This is a genomic window from Gemella cuniculi DSM 15828, assembly GCF_000425665.1.
In the GTDB taxonomy this organism is placed as follows: Bacteria; Bacillota; Bacilli; order Staphylococcales; family Gemellaceae; genus Gemella; species Gemella cuniculi.
In genome coordinates, this window is the sequence record NZ_KE384432.1 from 26,297 (window position 1) to 51,071 (window position 24,775).

Below are 24,775 nucleotides of genomic sequence, written 5' to 3' on the forward strand. Positions count from 1 at the left end.
TAGCCCCTCCCTATAACCTATCTGCAAATTTTATTTCAGTTATATAATTTAGTTCATTAATCTTATTTATTTTTTTCTCATCTAATATTTCGAGTGATTCAATAACCAAAAGATTAACTCCCTCTAAGATTGAACTAGAATAGTTGGTGCTTACTATTTTATCATCAAATACTTTAGCTACTATATTTGATAATTCTTCCTTGTTGTTATCGCTAAATTTATAAAAAATGAAATATGTCGGAAAATCTCCTGAAAGATTAACATCAAAACCTAATAACTCAAAAATGATCATCTTTCCTCCACCTATCGATTTTCCAATTAAATCTAAGGATTCTCTTCCAGACTCTACCTCAATTTTCGCAGTATTAGGATGAATATGCTCAACTTCACTTTCTACAAATTCAAAATCAATTTTTTTATTTTTGGCATCTTCTATACTAGTTCTTATTCTCTTATCAGATGTGTTATACCCTAACAATCCTCCGATAAGTGCAATATCTGTTCCATGTCCTTTATATGTTTCCTTGAAAGAGCCATACAAGGTAATTTTTATTTTTTCTGGTTGTATTCCAAAAATATATCTTGTGAACAAACCAATACGAACAGCTCCAGCTGTATGCGAACTAGAAGGTCCAACCATGATTGGACCTATTATATCAAACACACTTCTATATTTCATAACTTAGACCTCCAATATTGTCGGTAATATCACAGGTTTCCTTCCTATTTCGTTATTTAAAAATTCACCTAAAGTTTCAACAATTTTTTGTCTCACTTGGTAAACTCCAGTTGAATTTTCTTTGAAAGCAGCATTAACCGCATCTTTTACTATATTTTTACACTCACCAAATAATTCCATTGATTCATTATTATTAACAAATCCTCTACTTATTATATCAGGAGTGTTTAATAATTTTTTATTATCGAAACTTATTGCGACAGAAACAACAATAACCCCTTCTTCAGAAAGTTCTTTTCTATCTTTTATAACAACACTACCGATATCTCCTATTCCAAGTCCATCCACATAAACATCAGATGCATCAAATCTTCCTGCAATTCGTGCACTATCACTCGTTAATGCCAGAACATCACCATTTTTCATAATAAATGAATTTTCTCTTGGAACATCACATTCTGCTGCCGTTTGTGCATGAATTACTTGCATGCGATATTCACCATGAATAGGCATAAAATATTTTGGCTTAATTAATCTAAACATTAATTTTTGTTCTTCTTTTGAACCGTGTCCTGACGTATGCACATTATTAACACTGGACGTTATTACATTAGCACCCAGTTTAGATAATAAATCTATATTTTTATTTATGGATAATGTATTACCTGGAATCGCAGAACTGGCAAAAATAACAGTATCTGTTGGCATGATCGTAATTTTTTTGTGTGTTCCATTAGCTATTCTACTCAAAGCTGCAAGTTCTTCACCTTGAGTTCCCGTACACAAAATAAGAAGTTTATTAGGATCAACCTGATTAAGGTATCTGCTATTTACAAAAGTATCTTTTGGTGCTTTAATATACCCTAACTCTGTACCAATTTTTATAGCCTTTTCCATTGAACGACCAAAAACTACTATTTTTCTACCATGCTCAATACATGCTTCTACCACCTGTTTTACTCTATAAACATTTGAAGCAAAAGTTGCAAATATTACTCTATGTTTTTCTTTACGAAGAATATTAGAAATAGTCCTTCCAACTTCTTTTTCACTTTGAGTAAACTCTGGTCTTTCTGAATTAGTTGAATCAGAAAGAAGACAAAGCACACCTTTTTCTCCAATTGCTGCCATCTTATGTAGATTAGACCCTTGTCCAACAGGTGTAAAATCAAATTTGAAATCTCCTGTATGAACAATATTTCCTTGTGGAGTATCAACTATTACTCCAAATGAATCCGGAATAGAGTGTGTTGTATTATGGAATGATACTTTTAAATATTTAAAATTTAAAACGGTATCTTCATCAATAATATTAAATTCAGCCTTAGCTAATAAATTATGCTCTTCTAATTTAGATTTTATTAAACCTATTGCTAGTGGTCCACCATAAATAGGAAGTTGAACTTTTCTTAGTAAAAACGGCAAGCCTCCTATATGATCTTCGTGACCATGTGTTATTATCAGAGCTTTTATTTTATCAACATTTTTTTCAATATATGAATAATCCGGAATTACGTAATCTATTCCTAAAATATTATCTCCTGGAAATTTTACTCCAGCATCAATAATAACTATTTCATCTCTATATTGAATTGCATAGGTGTTTTTCCCTATTTCTCCTAAGCCACCAAGTGCAGCAACACCCACTTCATTTTTTTTTATAATTTTATCCATTAACTTTCTCCAATTTAAAGTCCTCAGATTGTTTTTCAAACTCCAAGTATGCTTCACTAAGTTCTTGGACAAGTTCTATATTATAATTTTTATCATCTAAGTACTTTCTTACCGCTGGAACTCCATCAGCTTCTACAAATAATACCTGAGTATTCTCCCTTACTGGAATTTCTTTTGCATTTTCTTGATAAAACACTTTAAATACTGTCATTAATTCTCTCCTATCATTTCTTTTAATATATTCAATGTATAATCTATTTCTTTTTTTGTAGTATTTATATTAATAAATGAAAACTGTATTATATTTCTTTCTTGTAAATATGAGCTCTTGTAATGTATAAATATATTATTAATTGCAAATGATTCCCCTACATTTAAAGAAGAAATTTCTTTTGGTAATTCCACTGTAATAATTACAGGTGATACCTCTTTTTTCTTAATTTTCATAATTGGAAGATTAAGTATTTTTAATTCTTCTTTCATATATGAATATTTACTTTGTACTTTCTCATATCTTTCATCAGTTTTAAAAGCATCTAACGCTGTATTTAATGCTTCCATTAAAATCGATGGCTGTGTAAATGGAATAGAAGTCATCTTATGTGCATAATGTAAATCCAAATATAAAGGTGTATTTTCCAACGGAACTAAGTCGCAATTAGTACCGACTATTGCAAGACCTGCAACCGAACAAAATGCTTTTCCTGATGAACATGCAACATAATCAACATCTTTATAACTATATTTAACAGCCCCAACTGCAGAAACTGCATCAACAGCTATTACCACATTTTTTGCTTTCGCAATTTTTGTAATTTCTTCCAAATCATTTAAAATTCCAACACTAGTTTCATTATGTACTAAATATACAAAATCATATCTTTTTTCGGATAGCTTTTTATCCAAAAATTCTAAATCAAAACTTTCTCCAAAACTAACAGAATAATCCTCAACATTAAGTCCATGACGTTTTGTTTCTCTTATGAGCCTGTTTCCAAACTCACCATTTGCTAAAACTAAACCATTTAGTAAATTTCTTCCTTTTAGTTGTGCCATAATTGCTTCATTTGCTAAAGTTGCAGAACCATGTAAGATAGTAGCACACTTCACGTCAATAATTTTCTCAATTTTTGATAAAGTGTTTTTTGTTAAACTAACAAACTCATTACTTCTATGTGAATATAATTGCTTAGACAATTTTGCAATAACTTCATTTGACAAATCAACAGGTCCTGGTAAGAAATTAATTCTTTGAGCTTTTGCAAGTCTATCAACTATCCTATTTTCTTTCGTTAAATCTAAATACATAGGCATATATTCCGCCTCTTTTGTACCAACATTTTCATGAAATTTAACAAAACCTAAATGCTTATATAATTTTTCTTGACGAGTTGTCCCAGAAATAAAAATAATATCATACGCATTTTGGATAATATAATTGAATGTTCTTTGGATTAATTCATTAAATACTTTGCTTTTTCTATATTGTGGTTTTATTGACAACAATCTTATCTCAACAGGTTTTTTATAACTACCTTTATAATATTTATCTATATTTTCTAACTTCAAATCCAAAGAAAATGGTCTTGTATCCGATAAAGATATCATACCAATAACTTCACTTTCTTTTTTTGCAATTATATAAATATTTTTATCATGAAATTTATCTTTCAATTTTTTAGTGTCATTTTTTTCGTGCTGAGGAATTTCATCGACAAAAGTTTCATAATTTAATTTGAAAATTTGTTCATATTCTTCTATTGTATTTGCTATTTTATAAATCATAATTTTTCCCCATAACTTTATTTGGTTAAATTTTCTCTACCTTATATCTTACCATAATTACTTATATTTTTCAATTATCCTTGCTATAAAACATTATAAACTCATAAAATATAGAAAATAATTTCTTAAACATTCCTTATCACTAACTTTTAAATATATCAATTAAAATTATTTTTTGCTATAAACGATTTATTTTGTCTCCAATTTATAAAATTCAAAAATCATAATTTTATAATTGATGATTTTTTATATCATTTATATGATTCACTAGATTAAAATAATAATATAAAGTTATTCTGAACTCCTAAAACTAAATTATAATATTTACAAACATTATCTATTATTCATCTTTCTGAATTTTAATAAAAAAAGATAAAACCACATGATTAATTTTATTTTTCTTTGTATTTACTAAACCTCAATAAAAAAATTTATCAGATATTTCATTTATATTAATACAAATTAAAAAAGACAAACTATCATGAAAATAATTTGCCTTTATTTTTATAACAAAATTATCTATTAAAACTTTATTATAAAATTCTTTGATTTTTCAAAGCAGTAACAAAGTCTGTCAATTCAAAAATTGCTTTAGCTTCTATTGCTTTTTTAGTTTTTGAAGCTAAAAATCCTTTATATTTTCTTCCCATTGCATCAGCAATAGCATCTTTAGAACCTAAAGAACAAACTACACCTCGGTTAATATATTTGAAATCACCATTTTGTTTTCCACTAATTCTTGCCCCTACATAAGCACCCATTTGGTTAGAAATTTGTGCAGTAGTTGGATACGGTCTTTCCTGACCAGCTTCGATAAATGCTGCACAATCACCAATAACATACACATCTTCCATCCCTGGTACTGTCAGCTGTTGAGTAGTAACCAAACGACCACGTTTTGCTAATTCTGGGAAAGTTTCATCCATAAGTTTATTTCCACGAACCCCTGCAGTCCATACTAATGTACTAGCTTTAAGTTCTTTTCTTTCACCATCAACTTCGATAGTAAAGCTATCCTTAGTAGCTCCTTTTATCCCTGCACCAAGAATAATTTCAATTCCATTATCTTCTAAAAATTTTCTAGCATAATCACTATATTCTTTAGCAAACATAGGAAGTAATGTAGGTGCTGCATCTAAACCATAAATTTTCACTAATTTTTCATCAATTGAATATTTTTCGCATAATTCTTTTTTACGATGAACTAACTCACCTAAAAATTCCATTCCAGCTAGTCCTGTACCACCAACAATAACAGAAATATCTTTCACATCTTTTTCTTCGCTTGTTGCATATTTTCTAAAATTCTCTTCTAATGTTCTTGAAATTTTTTCAGCTGCTAATATATCCGAAATTGGCATAGCATTTTCAGCCATTCCTTCAATACCAAACGTTTCAGGTTGGAATCCTAATCCGATTACTAAAATATCGTAATCAATTTCATGCTTTTTAGTTAAAACTAATTTTTTTTCAGTATCTATTTTAATTACTTCATCTTGAACAAAGTCAACACCTGGAACTACAATGTCTTTAATATCAATACAAATATCTTTTGAAAGAATATTTCCTGCCGAAACTTCATGCAAATTAACCGTATCATAATGATAAGCATTTTTATTAACTAAAGTTACTTTCACCTTTCCTGCTTTAATAGACTTTTTCAATCCTTTTAATGTTGTTAGTCCTGCATAACCAGCACCTAAGAGTACTACATTTTTCATAGTATAAAATTCTCCTTCTATATTATTTTATTATTCGTTTTTTAATGTCCACAACAACAGCCATTTCCACAGCAGCCACCATCTTCTTCATCATATATTTCTATCATATTTGGATTATGAAGTGTAAATTCACTACCAAACTCATCCTGTACATAATCAATTTCAAGACCTTTCAAAAGAAGTTCATCTTCATCATTTATAACAACTTTCAAATCCTTGAAGTTATAAACCTTATCCCCTTCTTCTAATTCATCTTTTATATCAATATGATAATGCATTTGTGTACCCTCAAGAGCAATAGCAATTTTTAAATAGCTTTCTCTTTTATCAGCATCAAACAGCATTTCTTGAAACTTATCAACAGCAACATCTGTTATATTAATTATCTGCTCTACTGTATTGGTCATAAAATATTTCCCTCGTTTATTTTTATTTTCTACTATTATTATAACTGTTTTTTTGGTAAAATAATAGTATATTGCTTAATTTTCAAAAATTTAAATGTAAATAATTTTTTTGTAATTAATTAAAAAAATAATTACAGGTACTTTTTAATAATGGGGTGGAACTACTTTGAATATAGAATATTACGAAACACTAAATAAAATAAATATTGAGTTAGAGAAAATTCGTCCAAAATTAATTATGGATGGCGGCGACATAGAATTCATTAATTTTAAAGATGGAATTTTAAAATTACGTTTTAAGGGGGAATGTGCTAACTGTGAATTATCACATATTACTATGAAATTCGCCATTGAAAAAAATATAAGAGAAAAAATACCCGAAGTTAAAAAAGTTGTTGAAGTCAAAATGAGTATAGTTTAAAAACTATATTCATTTTTTACAATTTCACAACTTTCTATTGTCATCAATAAAAGATGAAAAATAACAATATCATAAAATTTAAAAATATGATACTACTATTTTAATAAAAAAAGAGTAGAAATTTCTTTCTACTCCAATGACGTCCCAGAAGGGATTCGAACCCCTGACCGACGGCTTAGAAGGCCGTTGCTCTATCCTGCTGAGCTACTGAGACACTATTTAATACCTCTTGCAAAGTACTTATCTAGTATAACAATATTTTCATATTATGTCAATACTTTTTTTAAAAAATTGGAGAAGATTTCTTCTCCAATTTTTAACTATCTTCTTAATCCTAAAGATTTAATTAATTCACGATATCTTTGAATATCTTTTTTAATTAAGTAATCTAGCAAATGACGACGACGGAAAACTTTTTTTAGTAATCCACGACGACCGGCATGATCTTTCTTATGAGTATTCAAATGCTCAGTTAAAGCATCGATTTCCGCTGTTAATACTGCGATTTGTACTTCTGGAGAACCAGTGTCTGATTCATGAGTACGATATTTAGCAATAATTTCTTGTTTTTTTTCTTGACTAATTGCTGCCATTATCTTTTCCTCCATAATAATTTTTTGCAACCTTAATCCTAGTATAAAATCTGGAGAGTTTCTATACCACGAATAAGGAACAATAAATATTCTACACTATTTCTAACTATATTTCAAGTAAAATAATTAATTTATATATCTTTTCTTTCACAAATTTCTTTATCTTTTTTTAACTGCTCTTTTAGATGATCAAAACTTTCGAACTTTTGCTCATTTCTTAGAAATTCGTAGAAGAAAATTTCTATTTTCTCACCATAAATATCTTGATCAAAATCTAATATATGAGTTTCAATAAATTTTTTGTTTTTGGAATTAGATACGGTAGGATTATAACCTATATTGGTAAGAGATTTATACATTTTTCCTAAAACTTTTGTTTTTGTTACATAAACACCAACAGTTTCTGGAAGCAAATAAGCTGCGTCTAATTCTAAATTTGCAGTTGGAAAATTGATGGTTCTTCCTAATTGCCTTCCCTTAATTACTATCCCTGAAATTGAATAATATCTTCCCGCAAATTTATTATAATTTTCAAACTCTTTTTTTCTAACAAAAGTTTTCAAAGCTGTTGTAGAAATTTTTAAATGATTAATTTCTTCTTTTTTGTGAACACTAACATCTAATCCATTTTCTTTTAGAGTATTAGGCGTACCTAACCCGTTGTTTCCAAATTTATAGTCATAACCACAAAACACTTTTTTCACACCTAATGTTTTTAAAATTTTGTCAATAAATTGATCTGCCGATAAGATTTGAAGTTTATTATTAAATTCCAAATAATAAACTTCTTCTATTCCCAATTTTTTAAAAATTTCTGATTTTTTTTTAAGTGGGGTAAGAGATTCTTCATTTGCTTTTCCAAAATATTCTTTAGGACTTTTATTCAACGTAATAACAACTGGTATAATATCATTACCTTTTTGTGCTAACATGTCTTCTATTATATTTTGATGTGCCTTATGTACTCCATCAAAAAAGCCAAGTGCTGCCATTCTTTTTCTATTATCTTTTTTTATATCTTCTAATTTAGAAATATTAAAAATTTTCATACTCTGCCTACCGTTTACTCTATTATTTTTGGAAATGTTGTTTTTACAGACAATAATTCATCATCTAAATTCTTCAAATAATAAATCGCTATTGCTTCGCTATTATATGTAAAAACTATTCCTTCAGAAAAATCATAATCTGGAAATTGATTTTTTCTAAATCTGAGTCCATTCATTACCTGCCTCGCTCTAAACTGTGGAATTTCTACAAATTTATACATATCTAATGCATATTCTTTAGGTAATAATTTTTCTTCCAATTTATTGCTATTAATTTTTTCTTCAAGTTCTGAAAGTTTTAAGCAATCATTTAAGGTAATTTCACCACTTTTTGTTCTAGTTAACCTACTCATTGCACTAGGTATATTTAACAATTTTCCAATTGTAGTCGCAATAGTTCTAACATAAGTGCCTTTTCCACAATCTATATCTATAGAAAAATAAAATCTATTATCTTTGTAATACTCACTATCTTCTATATATTCTATATTATAAATATTTACTTTTCTTGAAGGGATTTTTATATCAAATTTCCCAACACGAGCATATTCATATAATTTTTTCCCATTTACTTTTACCGCTGAATAAATTGGTGGTGTCTGCTCTATTTCACCTATCATGGTTTTTAAAATATTTTTTATTTCTTCTATGTTAATATTCTCCACATTAGTAGTTTCCAATACTTCTCCAGTTAAATCTTCAGTAGTAGTTTTTATCCCTAGACAAATTTCCGCCCTATAACTTTTTCCAAGATTCATTGCATAATCACTAACCTTTGTTGCACCACCCAAAAGAAGTAAAAGTACTCCATCAACTTCAGGATCCAATGTTCCAGAATGACCAATTTTTTTCATCTGCAAAATTTTTCTAGCTTTGAACACTACATCATGACTAGTCATTCCACATTCTTTATAAATTGGTAGAATACCCTCAAACATTATTTACTCTCCCCTTTTTTTAAACAATCTGGACATAACCCATAAACTTCGAATTTATGACCATCTATTTTATAACCTTCCAACTCTGGAATTTTCAAATTATCACAAACATGGACATGAATAATTTTTGCTTTTCCACAGTTCAAACAAATATGATGATGGTGATGATGCTCAGCATCTAAACACCCTATTTTAAAATATTTTTCACCTTTTATTTCTGTTGTTTCAAGAATACCAAGTTCTTCATATGTATTAAGATTTCGATAAATAGTATCAAAACTAAGTCCTGGATAAACTTTTCCAAGTGTCTCGGACACGAACCTCGCATTAATATATCTATCTTCAATAACAAGAAGTTCAACCATCGATCTTCTCTTATCTGTATACTTATACCCTTTTTCTTTTAAAAGTTTCATGATTTTATCAACTTTTTCTTCCGTAGCTACCATAAGTAACCTCCAAAATTATTTATTTTTAAAATCTACAAATTGACCACGTCTTAACATTTCAATTTCATCTTTATATGGTGCAAATTCTTTTTTATCCCCATACCAAGGTGTTTCTAAAATTTTAGGAATATTTTCAAATTCCTTTAGATGAACTATTCTATTAATTGCGTCAAAACCTATACCACCATATCCTATATTCTCATGTCTGTCCTTATGAGCACCCAAAAAGTTTTTGCTATCATTTATATGAAGAACTTGAATTCTATCAAGCCCAACAACTTTATCAAATTCTGTAAGAACTCCATCTAAATTATTAACGATATCATAACCGCCTTCAAAAACATGACAAGTATCAAAAGTAACTGTCAATTTTTCATTTAATAAAACTCCATCAATAATCTGAGCAATCTCATCAAAAGTTCTACCACACTCACTACCTTTACCCGCCATAACTTCTAAGGCAATATTAGGTAACATATCCTTTGTTAAAACTTCATTAAGACCTTTTATAATGCTTTTAATACCCACATCTGTTCCTGCTTTAACGTGTGAACCCGGGTGAAGAACTATATTCTTTGCACCAATCTTCTCTGTTCTTTCAATTTCTAAACGTAAAAAATCAACAGCAAGTTCATAAGTTTCTGGTTTTATAGTATTTGCTAGATTAATTATGTACGGAGCATGAACTACTATATCACTAATATTATTTTGTAACATAAGTTCTTTTGCTTCATCTATGCGAAGTTCATCAATAGGTTTTCTTCTTGTATTTTGAGGGGCTCCCGTATAAATCATAAACGTATTACTACCATAACTAACCGCTTCTTTTACAGAACCAAGCATCATGTCTTTTCCTGACATTGATACATGTGATCCAATCTTTAAATTCTTCATCACTTACCTCTATTTACTCTATTATTTCTTTTAGCAAATTTTCTTCTCTCTTTTTGTTTAAGTTTATCCATTTTATATTTGTACTTTTTCTTATAACCTGGTTTTACTTTTTTAGAAACTTTTACTTTAGTTTTTAATTTTTCTGTTAAGTTATGGTCTGCTACAACTTTTTTTCTACTTTGTCTTTTGTTTCGATCTTTAACTTCTATAAGCTCTCCACTTTTTATATCTTTGTGATTAAACTCAATTCCTCTACTTTCAAGTGCTTGCAGTTTTTCTTCATCTTTATTGTTGTAAATCGTAATACACTCACCACTTAATCCTGCTCTTCCCGTTCTTCCAGCCCTATGCACGAAGAAATCTAAATCATTGGGAATATTAAAATTTATTACATGACTTATTCCCTCAATATCGATCCCACGGCTCATAAGATCACTGGCAATCACATAAGTAAAATCCAAATTATTTATTCTACGTTGCATTTGTTTTCTTTCACGTGGTGTAAGATCACCATGAAGAACTCCAACATTAATCCCTTTAGAAATCAGATACTCGCTTATTTGTTCAACTTCTGTTTTTTTATTAGCAAATATAAGTGCTAAATATGGATTTATTACTGTTGTAATTTCATAAAGTTTTTCCAATCTCGTTGTACTTTTTTCTGAAATTAAAATATAGTCTATTTTTCCAAATTTTGCATTATCTACTTCAATATATTGTGCATTTTTTAAATATTTCTTTAAAAAATGACTCATTTGATTTGGGATAGTAGCAGAAAATACTAAAAACTGACAATTCTCTGCAGCTCTTTTTGAAATTTTATCAACATCCTCCATAAAACCTAAATCGATCATCATATCACATTCATCAATAACCAAGGTTTCAACTTCTTTTATTGATAATGCACTAGCTCTATCAAGCTCTAAAACTCTTGTTGGAGTCCCAATAATTATATGTGAGGCATTCGAAACTTTTTCAATATCTCTATTTAAATCCTGACCACCTATACAAAGTGTAATTTTAATATCTTCATTGCTAAAATCTGCAATATGAAGTGCCATATCATAAAGTTGTCGTGACAATTCACGAGTTGGTGCAAGAACTATACTTTGCGTTTTTTTCTTTCCTATATCCAATTTACTAAATATTGGTAGTAAAAACGAATGACTTTTTCCACTTCCTGTTTGTGATTTAGCTACAATATTCTTTCCTTTTAATACTGGAGAAAACACTCTTTCTTGAATTTTTGTAGGATTAGCAAAACCTAAATCTTCTACAGCGTTATTTACAAACTTGTTAAATTTATATTGTTCAAATGACTTTGGTAACATTCAAAATCTCCTTTACTATTTTTTAGCTATTAATGATGAAATATCAACTAATACCATTAATTTCTTCATCACTTTGTACTACTTGTAGGAGCGACTCTTATAAAATCTTTATGAATTTTTTATTTTGGAGCCAGCCCTTTTTTATCTATTTTATCACATAACAAACCAGTCTTAATTATACTATAAAATATAATAATAAGCTATAGAAAACAACTTTTTAAAAATTTTTAATAATTATTTTACTATCTACATTACAAATTTAAAATATATTTTTTAATATAATATTATTATTAAATATTTCTTCTTGAAATTCGTTTTTTATTTGACAATTTTATATTATTTTGTATATAATGATGCTGGGAGAGTAAGAAGTCTTTTCTAAAATATATCTTGTATATTTTACAGTTATATAGGAGGACTCAAAAATGAAAACTATTAAGAAAAAAATATTAGCTGTTACTTGTCTTTTAGGTATGTTACTGTCAACTATGTATCCTATTGCTGAAGCTAGAAATTTTGGTTATTTCAGTAACTTTTGGGTTTATAGATATGGCAATCAAAAAACTGGATATGTCGAAAAAACAGTGTGGAATGGTTGGTATGTCATTAATTTAGGTGCCTCTGCTAGAGGAACACGTGTTATACATCAATTAGTTGATACTTATGGCAATGGGAAAAGCGAATGGAATAAAACTGAAACTGGTACCCAAAACAACTACTACACATATGATTGTAACTCAGGTGGACGCTATGCATTACAAATGCATCTAGATAATAAAGATAGTGATAATTTATATGGTAACTGGTCACCAGATCATTACTAAAATATAACACTTAAAAGATTATATTAAAAGAATTAAAACTTCTTTTCTCCTTTCTTTAATTCGAAGGAGGAAACTATTATGTTTAAAATTTCCAAAAAAAATTATTTATTTATTATTATACTTTTTTTTATTTTATATTTTTTGCTTATTGATGCCAAAGTTTGGTATGATTTTTTCAAATTTGATATTAATGCCCAAGACCTTACTATTGATGGGCGTATTGCACGTAATAAATATGTACTTTCTTATTATGATGTAGGTATAATATTTACTGAATTATATAGTTATGGACTTATAATATTACCTATAGCTTTTCTTCCTAGCTTGTACTTTTATAATAAATTTCGTAAAAAGTTAATTAAATATGCTATAGGAAAAACTAGTAATATTAAAAAATATTTATTATCACTTAAATTTAAAGTAGCTACTATTCCTTTGATAATTTTTAATGTAATATTTTTTTATTATGTACTACTTAGTTATATTTTTAGAGGTTTAAAGACTCGTCCTGGTGCAAACTTTGAGTTTCTTTTTGCTAAAGATAGTATTCTAAACTTTTTTAATAACTCTACATTTTGGTTTTTATTTTTATATTGGTTAAGCCATATGCTAGTTATTTTCTTTACTAGTTTGCTACTGACAACTCTTCTTGATTATAATTATAACTATATATCCGTCTTTATCTTTTTCTATTTAATTTTATATATAGGAAATAGGTTTATTATGGCTTATATTGGTCAATATTATCAACTAGATTTGTCTATCTCTTGGTGTGTTAATCCACAGGCATACTTGTATGAGGTCATTAGAACTTATATTTATCTGATTGTTATATATTATATGTTTAGATTATTTAAAAGAAAAGAGTTTTAGTTATGAATAAATTAGTTTCTAAATTTCAAATAAATTATATACTTGTTATATTACTTTTTATCTTAGAACTAAAAAAATACCAATTTTCACCTTATGATATCCTCTTTAAAGATTATATTAATAATGTATATATTTCTGGATATCAACTTAATATTGCTCAATTAATTTTTTTAGTTAGTTTATATACATTAATGTTATGGAATTTTGTCAATATTTTTTCTATCAGTTTAAATAATTTTAAAATGATAATTAAGAGCCACAGTACAAATTTAATAAAGTATTATATTAAAGTAATAATCTTCTTTTTTAAGAAATTATTATTCTCCTTTTTCTTTTATATATTTACCTTTAATTTAATTTATGCATATATATTTAAAGATGTGAAGTTTAGAGATTTTTTTATTGGAGATTTAGAAATAGTAAAATTATATATTTTATTTCTCTTTGTACTATTAATAAATACTACTTTTAATTTTAATAAAGCTATAGTAACTAGTATGTGTTATTTTACTATTGTGCTATATATATTATTTTTAAATAATGTTTCATTTATCTATTACTTTTTAGTAATTGATTTTGATTATATTATTAATTGTGTGTAGGTTATTTTACGTCAAAGATTTTTAGGGAGGTTTTAAAATGCTAGAAATAAAAAATGGTTATAAGAAATTTAATGGAAAATATGTGTTGGAAAATATTTCTATAAAATTTGAAAATGGAAAAATATATGGTGTTGTTGGAGAAAATGGAAAAGGTAAAACCGTTCTTCTTAAAGTATTATGCGGTTATAGTGTTTTGAACAAAGGAGAGGTTTACCAAGATAATGTAAAACTTCGTGATAAGTTAAACTTTATTCAAAATGCTGGAATAGTAATTGAAAAACCTGATTTTATAGAAAACTTTACATTGTATGAAAATTTAGATAACATTAGAAAACTAAGCGATAATAAAAATATTGATATCGATTTTTGGATTGAATTTTATGATTTAGTCGAACATAAAGATAAAAAGTACAAAAAACTATCTTTAGGTACTAAACAAAAACTTTTAATTATTCAAGCTTTTATGACAAATCCAAGTATCTTAATATTAGATGAGTGTTTTAGCGGATTAGATGAAAAAAGCTATAATAAAACTAAAGAATATTTGAAAAACTATATTAATGAAGACAGACTTATTATTTTAACATCACACATAAAAGAAGATATTGAAGAGTTATGTGATGAGGTTATACAGTTATAATTATAAATAGGAGCTAGTCCTGCATTGCTATTTCTTTATGAATAAACTTTTAACATAAAGAATAGTTGGAAATTGAAACTAGCTCCTTTTAAATTTATTTATTTTATTATGTCTATTCCTGAACTAGTACCTAAACGTTCAGCACCTAATTCAATATATTTTTCAGCAGTTTGTCTATCTTTAACTCCACCGCTTGCTTTTACCTTTGCATTGTTACCCACAACATTTTTCATTAATTTAACATCTTCAAATGTTGCTCCAGCTGTACCAAATCCTGTAGAAGTCTTAACAAAATCAGCTTTTGCTTCTAATGATAGCTCACATGCTTTTACTTTTTGTTCATCAGTTAAGTAACATGTTTCGATAATTACTTTCAAAACATTTTCCCCAATAGCCTCTTTTATTTTTCCTATTTCATCTTTTACATATTCAAACTCACCATCTTGAAGTTTTGCAACGTTAATAACCATATCAATCTCTTTAGCACCATTTTCAATAGCATCTTTTGCTTCAAAAACTTTGGTTTTAGTTGTCATAGCTCCTAAAGGAAAACCTACGACAGCAGCAACCTTGACATCAGTTTCTGCTAAATATTTTTTTGCATCCTTCACATAGCAACCATTAACACAAACACTATAAAAATTATGCTCTTTAGCCTCTTCGCATAATTTTTTTATATCCTTTTTACTCGCTGTTGCTTTTAAAATTGTATGATCTATATATTTATTTAATTCCATGTTTACCTCTATTCTATTACTTCTAAAATATTTTTAACAACTTCTTGCTTTTCTTTTCCAACTACATAAGCATCTATTATCATATTTTTGCTACTTTCAATATTTTTTGCATCATTATAATAAATTTTTGCTATTAATTCTCCTTTTTCGACTTTATCTCCAACTTTTTTCTTAAGCTCAATACCTACTGCATGGTCCACTTCATCTTCTTTGGTTGCACGACCTGCCCCTATTACCATTGCGGCTTTTCCAATTTCTTCTGCTTTAATTTTTGTAACAAAGCCCTCCACATTAGAAGTTACATCTAATACAGATTTAGGTGTAGGAAGCAATTTATAATCGTCAATGACATTTGGATTTCCACCACTAAGTTTAATAAATTCTTTTAGGATATTTAATGCTTTTCCACTAGCAATCACTTTATCTATTTTTGAACTTGCCTCTCCAAAAGTTGTTACTTCTCCTTTATGTTTAAGTGCAAGATAGACTATTTCATAAACAACTTCTTTCAAATCAGCCGACCAATTTCCTTTTAATGCTTCAATGCCTTCGATTATTTCATTAGCATTACCAATATTATAACCCAATGGCTCTTCCATATTGGTAAGAACTGCAATAGTTTTTCTTCCGACACTATTTCCAATCTCCACCATTCGTCTTGATAATTCACGTGCATCTTTGATATTTTTCATAAATGCACCATCTCCAACTTTCACATCTAAAATTATTAAATCTGACTGGATTGCTAATTTTTTACTCATAATACTGCTTGCAATCAGTGGAATACTATCAACTGTTGCTGTTACATCACGCAAACCATAGATCTTCTTATCTAATGGAACGATATTTTCGCTATACCCCATAAGACCTACTCCTGTCTTACTAGCAATAGAAACTAATTCTTCTTTTGTGGTGCTGAACTTAAAATTACTTATTGACTCAAATTTATCGATTGTTCCACCTGTATGTCCCAAACCTTTTCCTGACAATTTTGTCGTTGCCATCCCTAATGCTGATAAAATTGGACCAAGTACCACTGTTACTTTATCGCCCACTCCACCTGTAGAATGTTTATCAACTAAATAAAGTTTAAGATTATCAAAATAAATTGTATCCCCTGAGTCACGCATCTTCAAAGTGAAATATGCCAATTCTTCTTTGGTCATATTGTTAAAATAAACCGCCATTAAAAAAGAACTCATTTGATAATCAGGAACACTTCCATTTAAATAGCCATCAAGAAGAAAATTAATTTCCTCTTTTGACAATTCACTATTCTTTTTCTTCTTATCAATAATATCAACAACTCGCATAAAAAACTCCTTTTATCTTTTGAAGTATAAAGTGGTTAATACAAAATTTTATTTTATAGAAACTATCACATAAGTAAACTAGGAACTATATAGTTGCTACAAAACTTTTAATTTTAAATATTTTTTTCACTCCACTTTAACAATCTTTACAATAAAAATTCGTAAAACTATATTTTTCTTTTTCTAAATATATGTTATCTGATATTTCTATTACTTGCAAAGATTTTTTTTCTTTTAAAATCTTATTTAATTCTTTAAAATCTCTTTTGCTATAAACTATCTTATCTCTTATAATATAAGACTTATATCCTAATAATAACAAAGTATAAGATTTATATTTAAAGGACATAAAATTGAGCAAAAAGCATAAACTTAGAAAAAATAAAATTTTAAAACTGAAATCTAATTTTTCATTTATTACTAAAAACGTTATGACTATCATTAAGATTAAATAGCCATAATCAATTCCATTTGATTTTGATACTTCTTTTTTTGCACAAACAAAAATATTATTTGGTTTCATATAACTCACTGCAATAAGTGAAGATACAGAGTAAATAATAAGTATCAAGATTAAAATCACATCATCCATATCCTGCTTTATTAATGAATAAACTAATAAAAAAACATAAAGAGGTATAAATGAATAGATACAATAACTTAGATAGTTATAAACCTTTTTCATAGTATACCTCCTATTTATCTAGCGTTTGCTTTTAGGTCTTGATAAAATTTCTGAAAAAATTATATCATTAACCAATTTTTCTTTATCTATAATTTGAGAATTAGAATATATTTCTTTTTCTCTATCTACTATTTGACGCACTTTTTTTCCAGATCCATTATTATAATAATTCTTGTTTTCATTATAACTCTTATTTCTTTGAACATTATTTGTTCTTTGAACTTCATTGACATTTTTTACTTTCTTGTTAACTTTAGTTTTTTCTTTGGATTTTTGGTCCTTATTTTTATAAATATCAATAAGATAGGCTATAACTCCAATAATTATCCAAATTACAACAGTATTCATAATCTTCTCCTATTACCTTGTTCTCTTTTATTCAAGTATTCTTTGGCTATTAATCCTCTAACCATATTTTCTTTCGAAAAAACAAGCGTTGGAATATCTTTTTCATTATTTTCTTGGGCTTGAAAATCTTGAAAATCATACTGTTCTTTAAATCTACTTCTATTTTTATTATAATATTGTTGATATTGATTTACTGTAGCCTGCTCTTCTTGTGTGTCAAATCGTGAATTTATAGTATTATGTTCTGAATCTAATTTTTCAGTTTTTCTAGTTACTGGATTAGTTCCTATATTTTCTGTTACTGAATCAAATTTTATTTTACTTTTAATTTGTTCAACAGTTTTCAATGCTTGTTCTCTAGCTCTATCTAACTCTACTTGTTTTGCATTATCTAAATTTCGTCTATATTTCTTACTATCAGAAACAACTACAGTTAAAAAGATAACAAAAATTATGATAAATGATATAGGTAATGCGAAAAATACAAACGACATTTCACTACCTCCTTTTATCTAATAATTATTTATTTTTCTCAGTTTCTGGTTGAGACATACGTTTAATAGAATCTCTCATTCCTGTATCTGCTTCTAGGTTTTTATAATTCATATAATCCATTACACCAAGATTTCCTTCTTGGAATGCTTTTGCCATTGCAAGTGGTAATTCTGCTTCTGCTTCTACTACTTTAGCTCGCATCTCTTGGATTCTCGCTTTCATTTCTTGCTCAGCTGCTACAGCCATTGCACGACGTTGCTCTGCTTTTGCTTGAGCAATATTTTTATCTGCAATAGCTTGCTCAGTTTGTAAGTTAGCTCCAATATTTTGACCGATATCAACATCTAAAATATCTATTGATAAGATTTCAAATGCTGTTCCTGCATCCAAACCTTTATCAAGAATTGTTTTTGAAATTCTATCTGGATTTTCTAAAACTACTGTATGTGATTCAGATGAACCGATAGTAGAAACTATACCTTCACCTACACGGGCGATAACTGTTTCTTCACCAGCACCCCCTACTAATCTTTCTATATTAGCACGAACTGTAATTCTTGCTTTGGCTTTAACCTCAATACCATTTATAGCAACACCTGCGATATATGGAGTTTCAATTACTTTTGGATTAACACTCATTTGCACTGCTTGAAGTACATCACGACCAGCAAGATCAATTGCTGCACATCTTTCAAATGTTAAACTAACTATGTTAGCACGATGTGCTGCGATAAGAGCATTAATTACTCTATCAACATTCCCTCCTGCTAAATAGTGACTTTCAAGCTGATTAATCGTAACTGCTAATCCAGCTTTATGTGCTTTAATCATTGGATTAATCACTCGACTTGGAACAACACGTCTTAAGCGCATTCCTACCAATGTAAAGATACTAACCTTTACACCTGCTGCTATAGCACTAATCCAAAGTCCAAGTGGGAAAAATGTGAAGAATATCGATAAAACGATTAAAATCACAACTAAAATTATACCCGTAAAAACTAACTCTGGCATAATACATCCTCCTTATTTTTATTATTTTTTTCTTACAATAACACGCATTCCTTCGACACGTACAACCTCAATTTCATTACCTTTTTCAATAAAATCACCATCTGTAACAACATCAAACTTTTCTTCATTTAACGCAGCTACCCCAGCTGGTCTTAGGTCTGTATATGCAATAAGATTTTTTCCAACAAGTTCTAATCTACTTTCGCTCGCTACATAACCGTCTTCTGTTGAAATAGAATCATTCAAGACTAACCTATTTAGAAATACTAACTCTCTTTTTAAAACTTTTCTGTTTATTATGTATAAAGCTATAGATAAAATTATTGAAATAACAATTATAAATGTAATATTATAACTTGACTTATTGACATAGACTATTGCACATATCAAAGTAATAACACCTATTGTTCCTACTATCCCTCCAGGAATAAACATTTCTAAAATAATGAGAGATATTCCCCCTAAAAACATTATTAGCACAAAAATGTTTAATTCTGAACTATAGGAATGTAAGGCTATATAAATCGCTAAACTTAAAACAGAAATTATTCCATAAAAATTAAATCTTTTTGAGAATAACTGCTGACAAAAAGTTAGCGACATTAAGATTAAAAGAATCCAATCGAGATACAAATATATATTTTCCATTTTATCACCTCATTTTTGTATATTCTTTTTCTAAATATGCTAGCAAATCATTCCTAGTAAATATATTCCCATGCCCCGGAATAGCATACTCGAAATCAATTTTTTTTATGGTGTCAATATAATCTCTAAGTTTTGTTTTATCATAGCTCATAGGTTTAGTATAATAATTTTTGGCATGACTATCACCTAAAAATAAAACTTTCTCGTCTACTACATATACTATAAATGCATCATCAGAATGTGAATTATCATTACAAAAACAAATTACCTTTTCTTCACCTAAATTTAAAGTTATATCTCCTGATTTTGAAATATCTGGAATTTTTATTTTTATTTCATGATTTCTATACACTTTTTTTAATACATCTGCACTATATTGTATTTCTACCCCATCTTCTACTCGTTGTTCAATACTTTCGTTATCCCACTTCAAATGTGCAAATTCTATTAAAGCATTTTTTGCTTTTTCTGTGGATATAACTGGAATATTCAAATACGCTGATCCAAAACTATGATCCCAATGATGATGGGTAAGTATTACATAACTTGGATGTGGCAGATTATTTTCTTTTAAATCTTTCAAAAAACTTTCCACTTGCTCTGGTCCATTTCCCGAATCAATCATTACCGAAAAATTTTTCCCTTTCACGTATCCAACAGCTGGTTCCAAATACATATAGCGTTGTTTAGTATAAAATAACTTATTTGAAAATTTAATTAGCATAATTCTTTCTTCCTTGAGATTATAAAAATATTATAACATAACTAGTAAATATTTTCAAAAAATATAAAACAAAAAAAGCCATAGCAAAGCTTTTATAACACGAGTTATGACAAAAAAAATTTTTTTATTTAGAAAATTTATTTTATAATAATGCAAGGCATACTAAGTAAATGTAACACAAATCCTACACCCGCAATGCACATTAAGAAATATATTGCCCAAATTGCCAGATATAAGATGTATCCTAGCCTTTCTTTACTAAATTAGTTATGCTTAACCATACGTGATTACCCATCTGATAAAATAAAGATTATTCCACCTTCATATACTTTTTTTTGATTATCCAAATTATTTATATCAAATTTTGATAATAACTTGAAAATTATCTCCACCTCCTTTTCTAATATTTTTTAAGTTTAATTTCCTCTTACACCTATTATATTATTATTTTTTTATAAAGAAAATGTTTTACTAACAAATATTTTTAACAACAAAAAAAATCAATAAGAACTTCTTCTAAAGAATATCTTATCGAATAAAAAACATCATGAATGATTATTTTAATATATATGGAGATGGCGGGATTTGAACCCGCGTCCAAAAATACCTCTCCTTAGCCTCTACATGTTTAGTTTACCTATTAAATTTAATTTTCTACTTAAGCCGATAAACAGGCAATAGAAAACGAGTTTGATTAGTCTCTTATTTCACTTTACAAACGGAAAAGTAAAATCGTAGACTGTTAAAAATGAACCGATTAATCTTGCCACAGTCAAACAAAATAATCAGCCTTTAGCTTATTAAGCTGCTAAAGCGTAATTTGTTTTTTCGCCAGTTATATTTAACTGATGTGTTGTTAAAGAAGTCAACCCTCCTACATGCCACCAAGAAGACTAGCATCCCTGTCGAATCCTAAACATCCCCTAATTGTGATTAGTATATTTTACCACAAAAATTCTATTATGTAAAATTTAAAAAATTAGTTGATATATGATATAATTTTAATACATATTTTATGAACTTTTTAAATGTATAAATATTAAATTTAAAATAGGAGGTTAAAATGCAAACACTTATTAATAAACTTCGTCCTAAAAAGATTGATGATATAATTGGTCAATATCATCTTATAGGTCGTGATAAAGTATTAACAAAAATTGTCGAAAACAAAAAAATGTTTTCTTTTATTCTTTATGGACCTCCAGGAACTGGAAAAACTTCTATTGCTTCTGCATTAGCAAATGAACTTGATTATAAATTTAAAATATTAAATGCTGTTAATTGTACAAAAAAAGATTTAACAACTGTAATTGAGGAATCAAAAAGATTTAAGAAAGTTATCTTGCTTTTAGATGAATTTCATAGATTAACAAAACCTATGCAAGACATTTTACTACCCGAAATAGAATATGATAATATTTATGTTATAGGATGTACAACTAATAATCCTTACCACACAGTAAATCCAGCTGTGAGATCTAGGCTAATTATTTTCGAACTTAGGCAAATTTCGGAAGATGATATTTATGAGTATCTAAAAAAAATTTCATTGAACAGAGAAATTTTCACAAAAAATTTAAACATAGATGATAGTGTTTTTAAAACTATCGCCCAAAACTCTTCTGGTGATTTAAGGTTTTCTCTTAATACGTTTGAAATTCTTAATAACCTTTCTAACGAAAAAGAACATATAACAAAAGAAAAATTTATTGAACTTTCTTTAGGAAACTTTAAACATTATGATAAAAATGGTGATTCATTCTATGACATTATAAGTGCATTTCAAAAGTCAATTCGTGGTAGTGATGTTGATGCAGCATTATATTACTTGGCACTTCTAATTGATAGTGGTGATCTTGATACAATTTATCGAAGAATGACAGTTATTGCCTATGAAGATATTGGTTTAGCAAATCCTAATATTGGTCCTTTCGTATATGCTGCCATCGAAAGTGCTAAGATGCTTGGTTTACCTGAAGCGAGAATTCCTTTAGCTAACGCTGTAATTCAACTAGCTTTATCTATAAAATCTAATAGTGCTATTAATGCTATTGACACCGCACTAGAAGAAACTAAACGAAATCCGAAATTTATTATTCCAAATCACCTACGTGACAATCATTATCATGGTGCAAATAGTCTTAATCGTGGTATCGGTTATAAATATCCACATGATTATCCCAATGGTTATGTAAAACAGCAATATCTTCCTGATAATTTACTTAACCACGAATTTTATTCTCCTAAACAAAATAACAAAAATGAACAAAATTTAAATTCTTATAGAAAATTTTTAAAGGATTCTAAATAACTAGTAAAAAAAGTTGACTTAAAATTAAGTTTTAAGTCAACTTTTTTATTTATAATTTTTTAAGATTAATTTCTAAAAAATATCAACGATTTTCACTATAAAATCTTTTATTCCCCTAAAATCTTAACTTCACATTCAAGACTTACCCCTGAATGTTTCAATACTTCTTCTTGAACTTTTTTTATCAAATTTTTATAATCTTCACAAGTTGCATTATTTACATTAACCATAAAACCAGCATGTTTTTTTGAAACTTGTGCACCTCCAACGCTTAACCCCTGAAGTCCAGCATCTTGTATAAGTTTTCCTGCAAAATATCCTTCTGGACGTTTGAATACTGAACCACACGAAGGATATTCTAATGGTTGCTTAGCTTCTCTCATTTTGTTCAATTCATTAACTCTTGTAATAATTTCTTCTTTATTACTTTTTTTCATTTTAAAATAAACTTTAGAAATAATTTCACCAGTTTCTTGAATAATAGAATGGCGATAACCAAAATCCATTTCATCAACTGAATAAACTTTTTTATTTCCTTTCATATCAAATACTTCAACTTTTTGAACTACTTCTTTCATTTCTCCACCATATGCACCAGCATTCATAAAAATTGCACCACCTACACTACCAGGAATACCACAAGAAAATTCAAGATTAGTTAAAGAATTCTCAATGCAAAAATCGGTAAGTTCTTTTAATGTAGTTCCAGCATAACAAGACAAAATGTTATCACTAGAAAGTTCAATTTTTTTCATATCACTAGTTATTACCACTATACCACGAATTCCATTATCAGAAATCAGTACATTTGAACCATTTCCTAATATGGTCAAGTCTACTTTATTTTCACTACTATACTTAATTATATTTTGTAAATCAATTTCATTATTAACTTTTACTAATATATCTGCTTGCCCACCAGTTTTAGTAAAACTATATTTTTTTAATGGTTCTTGCTTTAATATTTCACTACTTACCACCACATCACTTAATTTTTTTACCTTAATCATCTAATTTTATCCTCTTTAGCATTTTATTTATAAATTCTAATTTTCTTTTCGAATACTCTTTAAAGCTATATTCAATAGAATTATTTTTAAATTCATTATATATTTTTTTTAATTCATTGTCTAAAAAAATTTCCTTACTATTTAAAAAATCTTTATGGATATCTGTTTCTCTCTGAACAACATAAAGAGCAATATCATAACTCATATTAAAATAATCTGTAATTCTCGCATATTTTATTACACCCTTGATACCATTATGAGCAATTCTATGATAATTTATATTATTTAACCTTTTTTCGTCAAATGTTGTTATCTCATGTAAATTTTCCACAACAACAAGTATATCAACAATGTCTTCTCCAAAAACATTTTTCATGCTAGTAGCCCCTATATGAGTAAATTCACATTCAGGCATCTTTGGAATTTTTTTTATTTTTTTGGTTTCTCTATCAAAAATATCATTATACTTCTGATTATCAATAATTTTTTTAATTTTTATAGTTCTCTTGTTCATATATAGTCCAACCTTATAATTAAATACTTATATATTATAATCTCTATTTAAACTAAAGTAAAGTTATTATAAGCTTAAGTAATGTAAATTAAGTTA

The 24,775-nt window shown here is 27.8% G+C and carries 27 protein-coding genes, 1 tRNA gene and 1 other RNA gene; 5 read left to right on the top strand and 24 right to left on the bottom strand.

What is annotated here, in order from left to right; translation table 11 throughout:
* Nucleotides 1-10: 10 nt before the first annotated feature.
* The 6 genes from sdaAB to H612_RS0106385 all read right to left on the bottom strand — a co-directional run bounded on the left by sdaAB (nt 11) and on the right by H612_RS0106385 (nt 6,266).
* Nucleotides 11-679: an L-serine ammonia-lyase, iron-sulfur-dependent subunit beta gene (sdaAB, locus tag H612_RS0106360; RefSeq protein ID WP_027130675.1), complete on the bottom strand. Its 669-nt coding sequence runs from the start codon at nt 677-679 to the stop codon at nt 11-13.
* Nucleotides 680-682: 3 nt separating this feature from the next.
* Nucleotides 683-2,353 (bottom strand): ribonuclease J1, encoded by a 1,671-nt coding sequence (rnjA, locus tag H612_RS0106365; RefSeq protein ID WP_027130676.1) that lies wholly within the window; start codon nt 2,351-2,353, stop codon nt 683-685.
* The gene (locus H612_RS0106370) at nt 2,346-2,564 is read right to left on the bottom strand and encodes a DNA-dependent RNA polymerase subunit epsilon (RefSeq protein ID WP_027130677.1); all 219 of its coding nucleotides are present in this window, start codon (nt 2,562-2,564) and stop codon (nt 2,346-2,348) included. Before H612_RS0106370 ends, rnjA begins: the two co-directional genes overlap by 8 nt.
* A complete protein-coding gene (locus H612_RS0106375; protein WP_027130678.1) occupies nt 2,564-4,138 on the bottom strand; it encodes an aminotransferase class V-fold PLP-dependent enzyme in 1,575 nt (524 codons plus the stop codon). Before H612_RS0106375 ends, H612_RS0106370 begins: the two co-directional genes overlap by 1 nt.
* A gap of 533 nt (nt 4,139-4,671) precedes the next feature.
* Nucleotides 4,672-5,859: an NAD(P)/FAD-dependent oxidoreductase gene (locus H612_RS0106380; RefSeq protein WP_027130679.1), complete on the bottom strand. Its 1,188-nt coding sequence runs from the start codon at nt 5,857-5,859 to the stop codon at nt 4,672-4,674.
* 41 nt (nt 5,860-5,900) lie between these two features.
* Nucleotides 5,901-6,266 carry a HesB/IscA family protein gene (locus H612_RS0106385; protein WP_027130680.1) on the bottom strand — a complete coding sequence of 122 codons (366 nt, stop codon included), beginning with the start codon at nt 6,264-6,266 and terminating at the stop codon, nt 5,901-5,903.
* Nucleotides 6,267-6,432: 166 nt separating this feature from the next.
* Between H612_RS0106385 and H612_RS0106390 the strand changes: the two genes are divergently transcribed.
* Nucleotides 6,433-6,687: a NifU family protein gene (locus H612_RS0106390; RefSeq protein ID WP_027130681.1), complete on the top strand. Its 255-nt coding sequence runs from the start codon at nt 6,433-6,435 to the stop codon at nt 6,685-6,687.
* A gap of 140 nt (nt 6,688-6,827) precedes the next feature.
* Here the strand turns inward: H612_RS0106390 and H612_RS0106395 are convergent.
* The 7 genes from H612_RS0106395 to H612_RS0106425 all read right to left on the bottom strand — a co-directional run bounded on the left by H612_RS0106395 (nt 6,828) and on the right by H612_RS0106425 (nt 11,941).
* Nucleotides 6,828-6,901: transfer RNA gene (locus H612_RS0106395), tRNA-Arg, on the bottom strand.
* Nucleotides 6,902-7,007: 106 nt separating this feature from the next.
* The gene (gene rpsO, locus H612_RS0106400; protein WP_027130682.1) at nt 7,008-7,280 is read right to left on the bottom strand and encodes a 30S ribosomal protein S15; all 273 of its coding nucleotides are present in this window, start codon (nt 7,278-7,280) and stop codon (nt 7,008-7,010) included.
* A 131-nt stretch (nt 7,281-7,411) separates the two neighbouring features.
* Entirely contained in the window at nt 7,412-8,329 is a 918-nt protein-coding gene (locus H612_RS0106405) for a bifunctional riboflavin kinase/FAD synthetase (protein ID WP_027130683.1), read from the bottom strand.
* 14 nt (nt 8,330-8,343) lie between these two features.
* Nucleotides 8,344-9,267 (bottom strand): tRNA pseudouridine(55) synthase TruB, encoded by a 924-nt coding sequence (gene truB, locus H612_RS0106410; RefSeq protein WP_027130684.1) that lies wholly within the window; start codon nt 9,265-9,267, stop codon nt 8,344-8,346.
* Entirely contained in the window at nt 9,267-9,716 is a 450-nt protein-coding gene (locus H612_RS0106415; protein ID WP_027130685.1) for a Fur family transcriptional regulator, read from the bottom strand. The genes truB and H612_RS0106415 overlap by 1 nt, the downstream gene beginning before the upstream one ends.
* A gap of 15 nt (nt 9,717-9,731) precedes the next feature.
* Nucleotides 9,732-10,610 (bottom strand): deoxyribonuclease IV, encoded by an 879-nt coding sequence (locus tag H612_RS0106420; protein WP_027130686.1) that lies wholly within the window; start codon nt 10,608-10,610, stop codon nt 9,732-9,734.
* Nucleotides 10,610-11,941 carry a DEAD/DEAH box helicase gene (locus H612_RS0106425; protein ID WP_027130687.1) on the bottom strand — a complete coding sequence of 444 codons (1,332 nt, stop codon included), beginning with the start codon at nt 11,939-11,941 and terminating at the stop codon, nt 10,610-10,612. The genes H612_RS0106420 and H612_RS0106425 overlap by 1 nt, the downstream gene beginning before the upstream one ends.
* A 425-nt stretch (nt 11,942-12,366) precedes the next feature.
* On the opposite strand from H612_RS0106425, the gene H612_RS0106430 reads away from it, so the two are divergent.
* The 3 genes from H612_RS0106430 (at nt 12,367) to H612_RS0106445 (ending at nt 14,880) form a co-directional block, all read left to right on the top strand.
* Nucleotides 12,367-12,765 carry a hypothetical protein gene (locus H612_RS0106430; RefSeq protein WP_027130688.1) on the top strand — a complete coding sequence of 133 codons (399 nt, stop codon included), beginning with the start codon at nt 12,367-12,369 and terminating at the stop codon, nt 12,763-12,765.
* A 78-nt stretch (nt 12,766-12,843) separates the two neighbouring features.
* On the top strand, nt 12,844-13,638 hold the full coding sequence (locus H612_RS0106435; RefSeq protein ID WP_027130689.1) for a hypothetical protein: 795 nt from the start codon (nt 12,844-12,846) through the stop codon (nt 13,636-13,638).
* Between the two features lie 639 nt (nt 13,639-14,277).
* Entirely contained in the window at nt 14,278-14,880 is a 603-nt protein-coding gene (locus tag H612_RS0106445) for an ATP-binding cassette domain-containing protein (protein ID WP_027130691.1), read from the top strand.
* A gap of 98 nt (nt 14,881-14,978) precedes the next feature.
* On the opposite strand, the gene deoC is transcribed toward H612_RS0106445, so the two are convergent.
* From deoC to ssrA, 9 genes are all read right to left on the bottom strand, one after another.
* Nucleotides 14,979-15,617, bottom strand: coding sequence for a deoxyribose-phosphate aldolase (gene deoC / locus H612_RS0106450; protein WP_027130692.1), 639 nt, complete (start codon nt 15,615-15,617; stop codon nt 14,979-14,981).
* 8 nt (nt 15,618-15,625) lie between these two features.
* The gene (locus H612_RS0106455) at nt 15,626-16,930 is read right to left on the bottom strand and encodes a thymidine phosphorylase (protein WP_027130693.1); all 1,305 of its coding nucleotides are present in this window, start codon (nt 16,928-16,930) and stop codon (nt 15,626-15,628) included.
* 136 nt (nt 16,931-17,066) lie between these two features.
* A complete protein-coding gene (locus H612_RS0106460; protein WP_027130694.1) occupies nt 17,067-17,615 on the bottom strand; it encodes a hypothetical protein in 549 nt (182 codons plus the stop codon).
* An 18-nt stretch (nt 17,616-17,633) separates the two neighbouring features.
* The gene (locus H612_RS0106465; protein WP_027130695.1) at nt 17,634-17,963 is read right to left on the bottom strand and encodes a hypothetical protein; all 330 of its coding nucleotides are present in this window, start codon (nt 17,961-17,963) and stop codon (nt 17,634-17,636) included.
* Complete coding sequence (locus tag H612_RS0106470; protein WP_027130696.1) at nt 17,960-18,457, bottom strand: hypothetical protein; 498 nt, start codon at nt 18,455-18,457, stop codon at nt 17,960-17,962. Before H612_RS0106470 ends, H612_RS0106465 begins: the two co-directional genes overlap by 4 nt.
* A 25-nt stretch (nt 18,458-18,482) precedes the next feature.
* Nucleotides 18,483-19,472 (bottom strand): flotillin-like protein FloA, encoded by a 990-nt coding sequence (gene floA / locus H612_RS0106475; protein ID WP_027130697.1) that lies wholly within the window; start codon nt 19,470-19,472, stop codon nt 18,483-18,485.
* A gap of 21 nt (nt 19,473-19,493) precedes the next feature.
* Nucleotides 19,494-20,120, bottom strand: a complete 627-nt coding sequence (locus tag H612_RS0106480) for an NfeD family protein (RefSeq protein WP_027130698.1) — start codon at nt 20,118-20,120, stop codon at nt 19,494-19,496.
* A gap of 4 nt (nt 20,121-20,124) precedes the next feature.
* Nucleotides 20,125-20,844, bottom strand: coding sequence for an MBL fold metallo-hydrolase (locus H612_RS0106485; protein WP_027130699.1), 720 nt, complete (start codon nt 20,842-20,844; stop codon nt 20,125-20,127).
* Between the two features lie 567 nt (nt 20,845-21,411).
* Nucleotides 21,412-21,768, bottom strand: a transfer-messenger RNA (tmRNA) gene (gene ssrA / locus H612_RS09750).
* A gap of 139 nt (nt 21,769-21,907) precedes the next feature.
* On the opposite strand from ssrA, the gene H612_RS0106495 reads away from it, so the two are divergent.
* Entirely contained in the window at nt 21,908-23,155 is a 1,248-nt protein-coding gene (locus tag H612_RS0106495; RefSeq protein ID WP_027130700.1) for a replication-associated recombination protein A, read from the top strand.
* A 107-nt stretch (nt 23,156-23,262) separates the two neighbouring features.
* Here the strand turns inward: H612_RS0106495 and murB are convergent, their stop codons facing one another.
* Nucleotides 23,263-24,165, bottom strand: a complete 903-nt coding sequence (murB, locus tag H612_RS0106500; RefSeq protein WP_027130701.1) for a UDP-N-acetylmuramate dehydrogenase — start codon at nt 24,163-24,165, stop codon at nt 23,263-23,265.
* Nucleotides 24,158-24,679 (bottom strand): GrpB family protein, encoded by a 522-nt coding sequence (locus H612_RS0106505; RefSeq protein ID WP_027130702.1) that lies wholly within the window; start codon nt 24,677-24,679, stop codon nt 24,158-24,160. Before H612_RS0106505 ends, murB begins: the two co-directional genes overlap by 8 nt.
* Nucleotides 24,680-24,775 lie beyond the last annotated feature (96 nt).

Excerpts from the sequence above, each read along its gene's own strand:
- sdaAB (WP_027130675.1), bottom strand. The coding sequence starts at position 679 with ATGAAATATAGAAGTGTGTTTGATATAATAGGTCCAATCATGGTTGGA.
- rnjA (WP_027130676.1), bottom strand. The coding sequence starts at position 2,353 with ATGGATAAAATTATAAAAAAAAATGAAGTGGGTGTTGCTGCACTTGGT.
- H612_RS0106370 (WP_027130677.1), bottom strand. The coding sequence starts at position 2,564 with ATGACAGTATTTAAAGTGTTTTATCAAGAAAATGCAAAAGAAATTCCA.
- H612_RS0106375 (WP_027130678.1), bottom strand. The coding sequence starts at position 4,138 with ATGATTTATAAAATAGCAAATACAATAGAAGAATATGAACAAATTTTC.
- H612_RS0106380 (WP_027130679.1), bottom strand. The coding sequence starts at position 5,859 with ATGAAAAATGTAGTACTCTTAGGTGCTGGTTATGCAGGACTAACAACA.
- H612_RS0106385 (WP_027130680.1), bottom strand. The coding sequence starts at position 6,266 with ATGACCAATACAGTAGAGCAGATAATTAATATAACAGATGTTGCTGTT.
- rpsO (WP_027130682.1), bottom strand. The coding sequence starts at position 7,280 with ATGGCAGCAATTAGTCAAGAAAAAAAACAAGAAATTATTGCTAAATAT.
- H612_RS0106405 (WP_027130683.1), bottom strand. The coding sequence starts at position 8,329 with ATGAAAATTTTTAATATTTCTAAATTAGAAGATATAAAAAAAGATAAT.
- truB (WP_027130684.1), bottom strand. The coding sequence starts at position 9,267 with ATGTTTGAGGGTATTCTACCAATTTATAAAGAATGTGGAATGACTAGT.
- H612_RS0106415 (WP_027130685.1), bottom strand. The coding sequence starts at position 9,716 with ATGGTAGCTACGGAAGAAAAAGTTGATAAAATCATGAAACTTTTAAAA.
- H612_RS0106420 (WP_027130686.1), bottom strand. The coding sequence starts at position 10,610 with ATGAAGAATTTAAAGATTGGATCACATGTATCAATGTCAGGAAAAGAC.
- H612_RS0106425 (WP_027130687.1), bottom strand. The coding sequence starts at position 11,941 with ATGTTACCAAAGTCATTTGAACAATATAAATTTAACAAGTTTGTAAAT.
- H612_RS0106430 (WP_027130688.1), top strand. The coding sequence starts at position 12,367 with ATGAAAACTATTAAGAAAAAAATATTAGCTGTTACTTGTCTTTTAGGT.
- H612_RS0106435 (WP_027130689.1), top strand. The coding sequence starts at position 12,844 with ATGTTTAAAATTTCCAAAAAAAATTATTTATTTATTATTATACTTTTT.
- H612_RS0106445 (WP_027130691.1), top strand. The coding sequence starts at position 14,278 with ATGCTAGAAATAAAAAATGGTTATAAGAAATTTAATGGAAAATATGTG.
- deoC (WP_027130692.1), bottom strand. The coding sequence starts at position 15,617 with ATGGAATTAAATAAATATATAGATCATACAATTTTAAAAGCAACAGCG.
- H612_RS0106455 (WP_027130693.1), bottom strand. The coding sequence starts at position 16,930 with ATGCGAGTTGTTGATATTATTGATAAGAAGAAAAAGAATAGTGAATTG.
- H612_RS0106460 (WP_027130694.1), bottom strand. The coding sequence starts at position 17,615 with ATGAAAAAGGTTTATAACTATCTAAGTTATTGTATCTATTCATTTATA.
- H612_RS0106465 (WP_027130695.1), bottom strand. The coding sequence starts at position 17,963 with ATGAATACTGTTGTAATTTGGATAATTATTGGAGTTATAGCCTATCTT.
- H612_RS0106470 (WP_027130696.1), bottom strand. The coding sequence starts at position 18,457 with ATGTCGTTTGTATTTTTCGCATTACCTATATCATTTATCATAATTTTT.
- floA (WP_027130697.1), bottom strand. The coding sequence starts at position 19,472 with ATGCCAGAGTTAGTTTTTACGGGTATAATTTTAGTTGTGATTTTAATC.
- H612_RS0106480 (WP_027130698.1), bottom strand. The coding sequence starts at position 20,120 with ATGGAAAATATATATTTGTATCTCGATTGGATTCTTTTAATCTTAATG.
- H612_RS0106485 (WP_027130699.1), bottom strand. The coding sequence starts at position 20,844 with ATGCTAATTAAATTTTCAAATAAGTTATTTTATACTAAACAACGCTAT.
- H612_RS0106495 (WP_027130700.1), top strand. The coding sequence starts at position 21,908 with ATGCAAACACTTATTAATAAACTTCGTCCTAAAAAGATTGATGATATA.
- murB (WP_027130701.1), bottom strand. The coding sequence starts at position 24,165 with ATGATTAAGGTAAAAAAATTAAGTGATGTGGTGGTAAGTAGTGAAATA.
- H612_RS0106505 (WP_027130702.1), bottom strand. The coding sequence starts at position 24,679 with ATGAACAAGAGAACTATAAAAATTAAAAAAATTATTGATAATCAGAAG.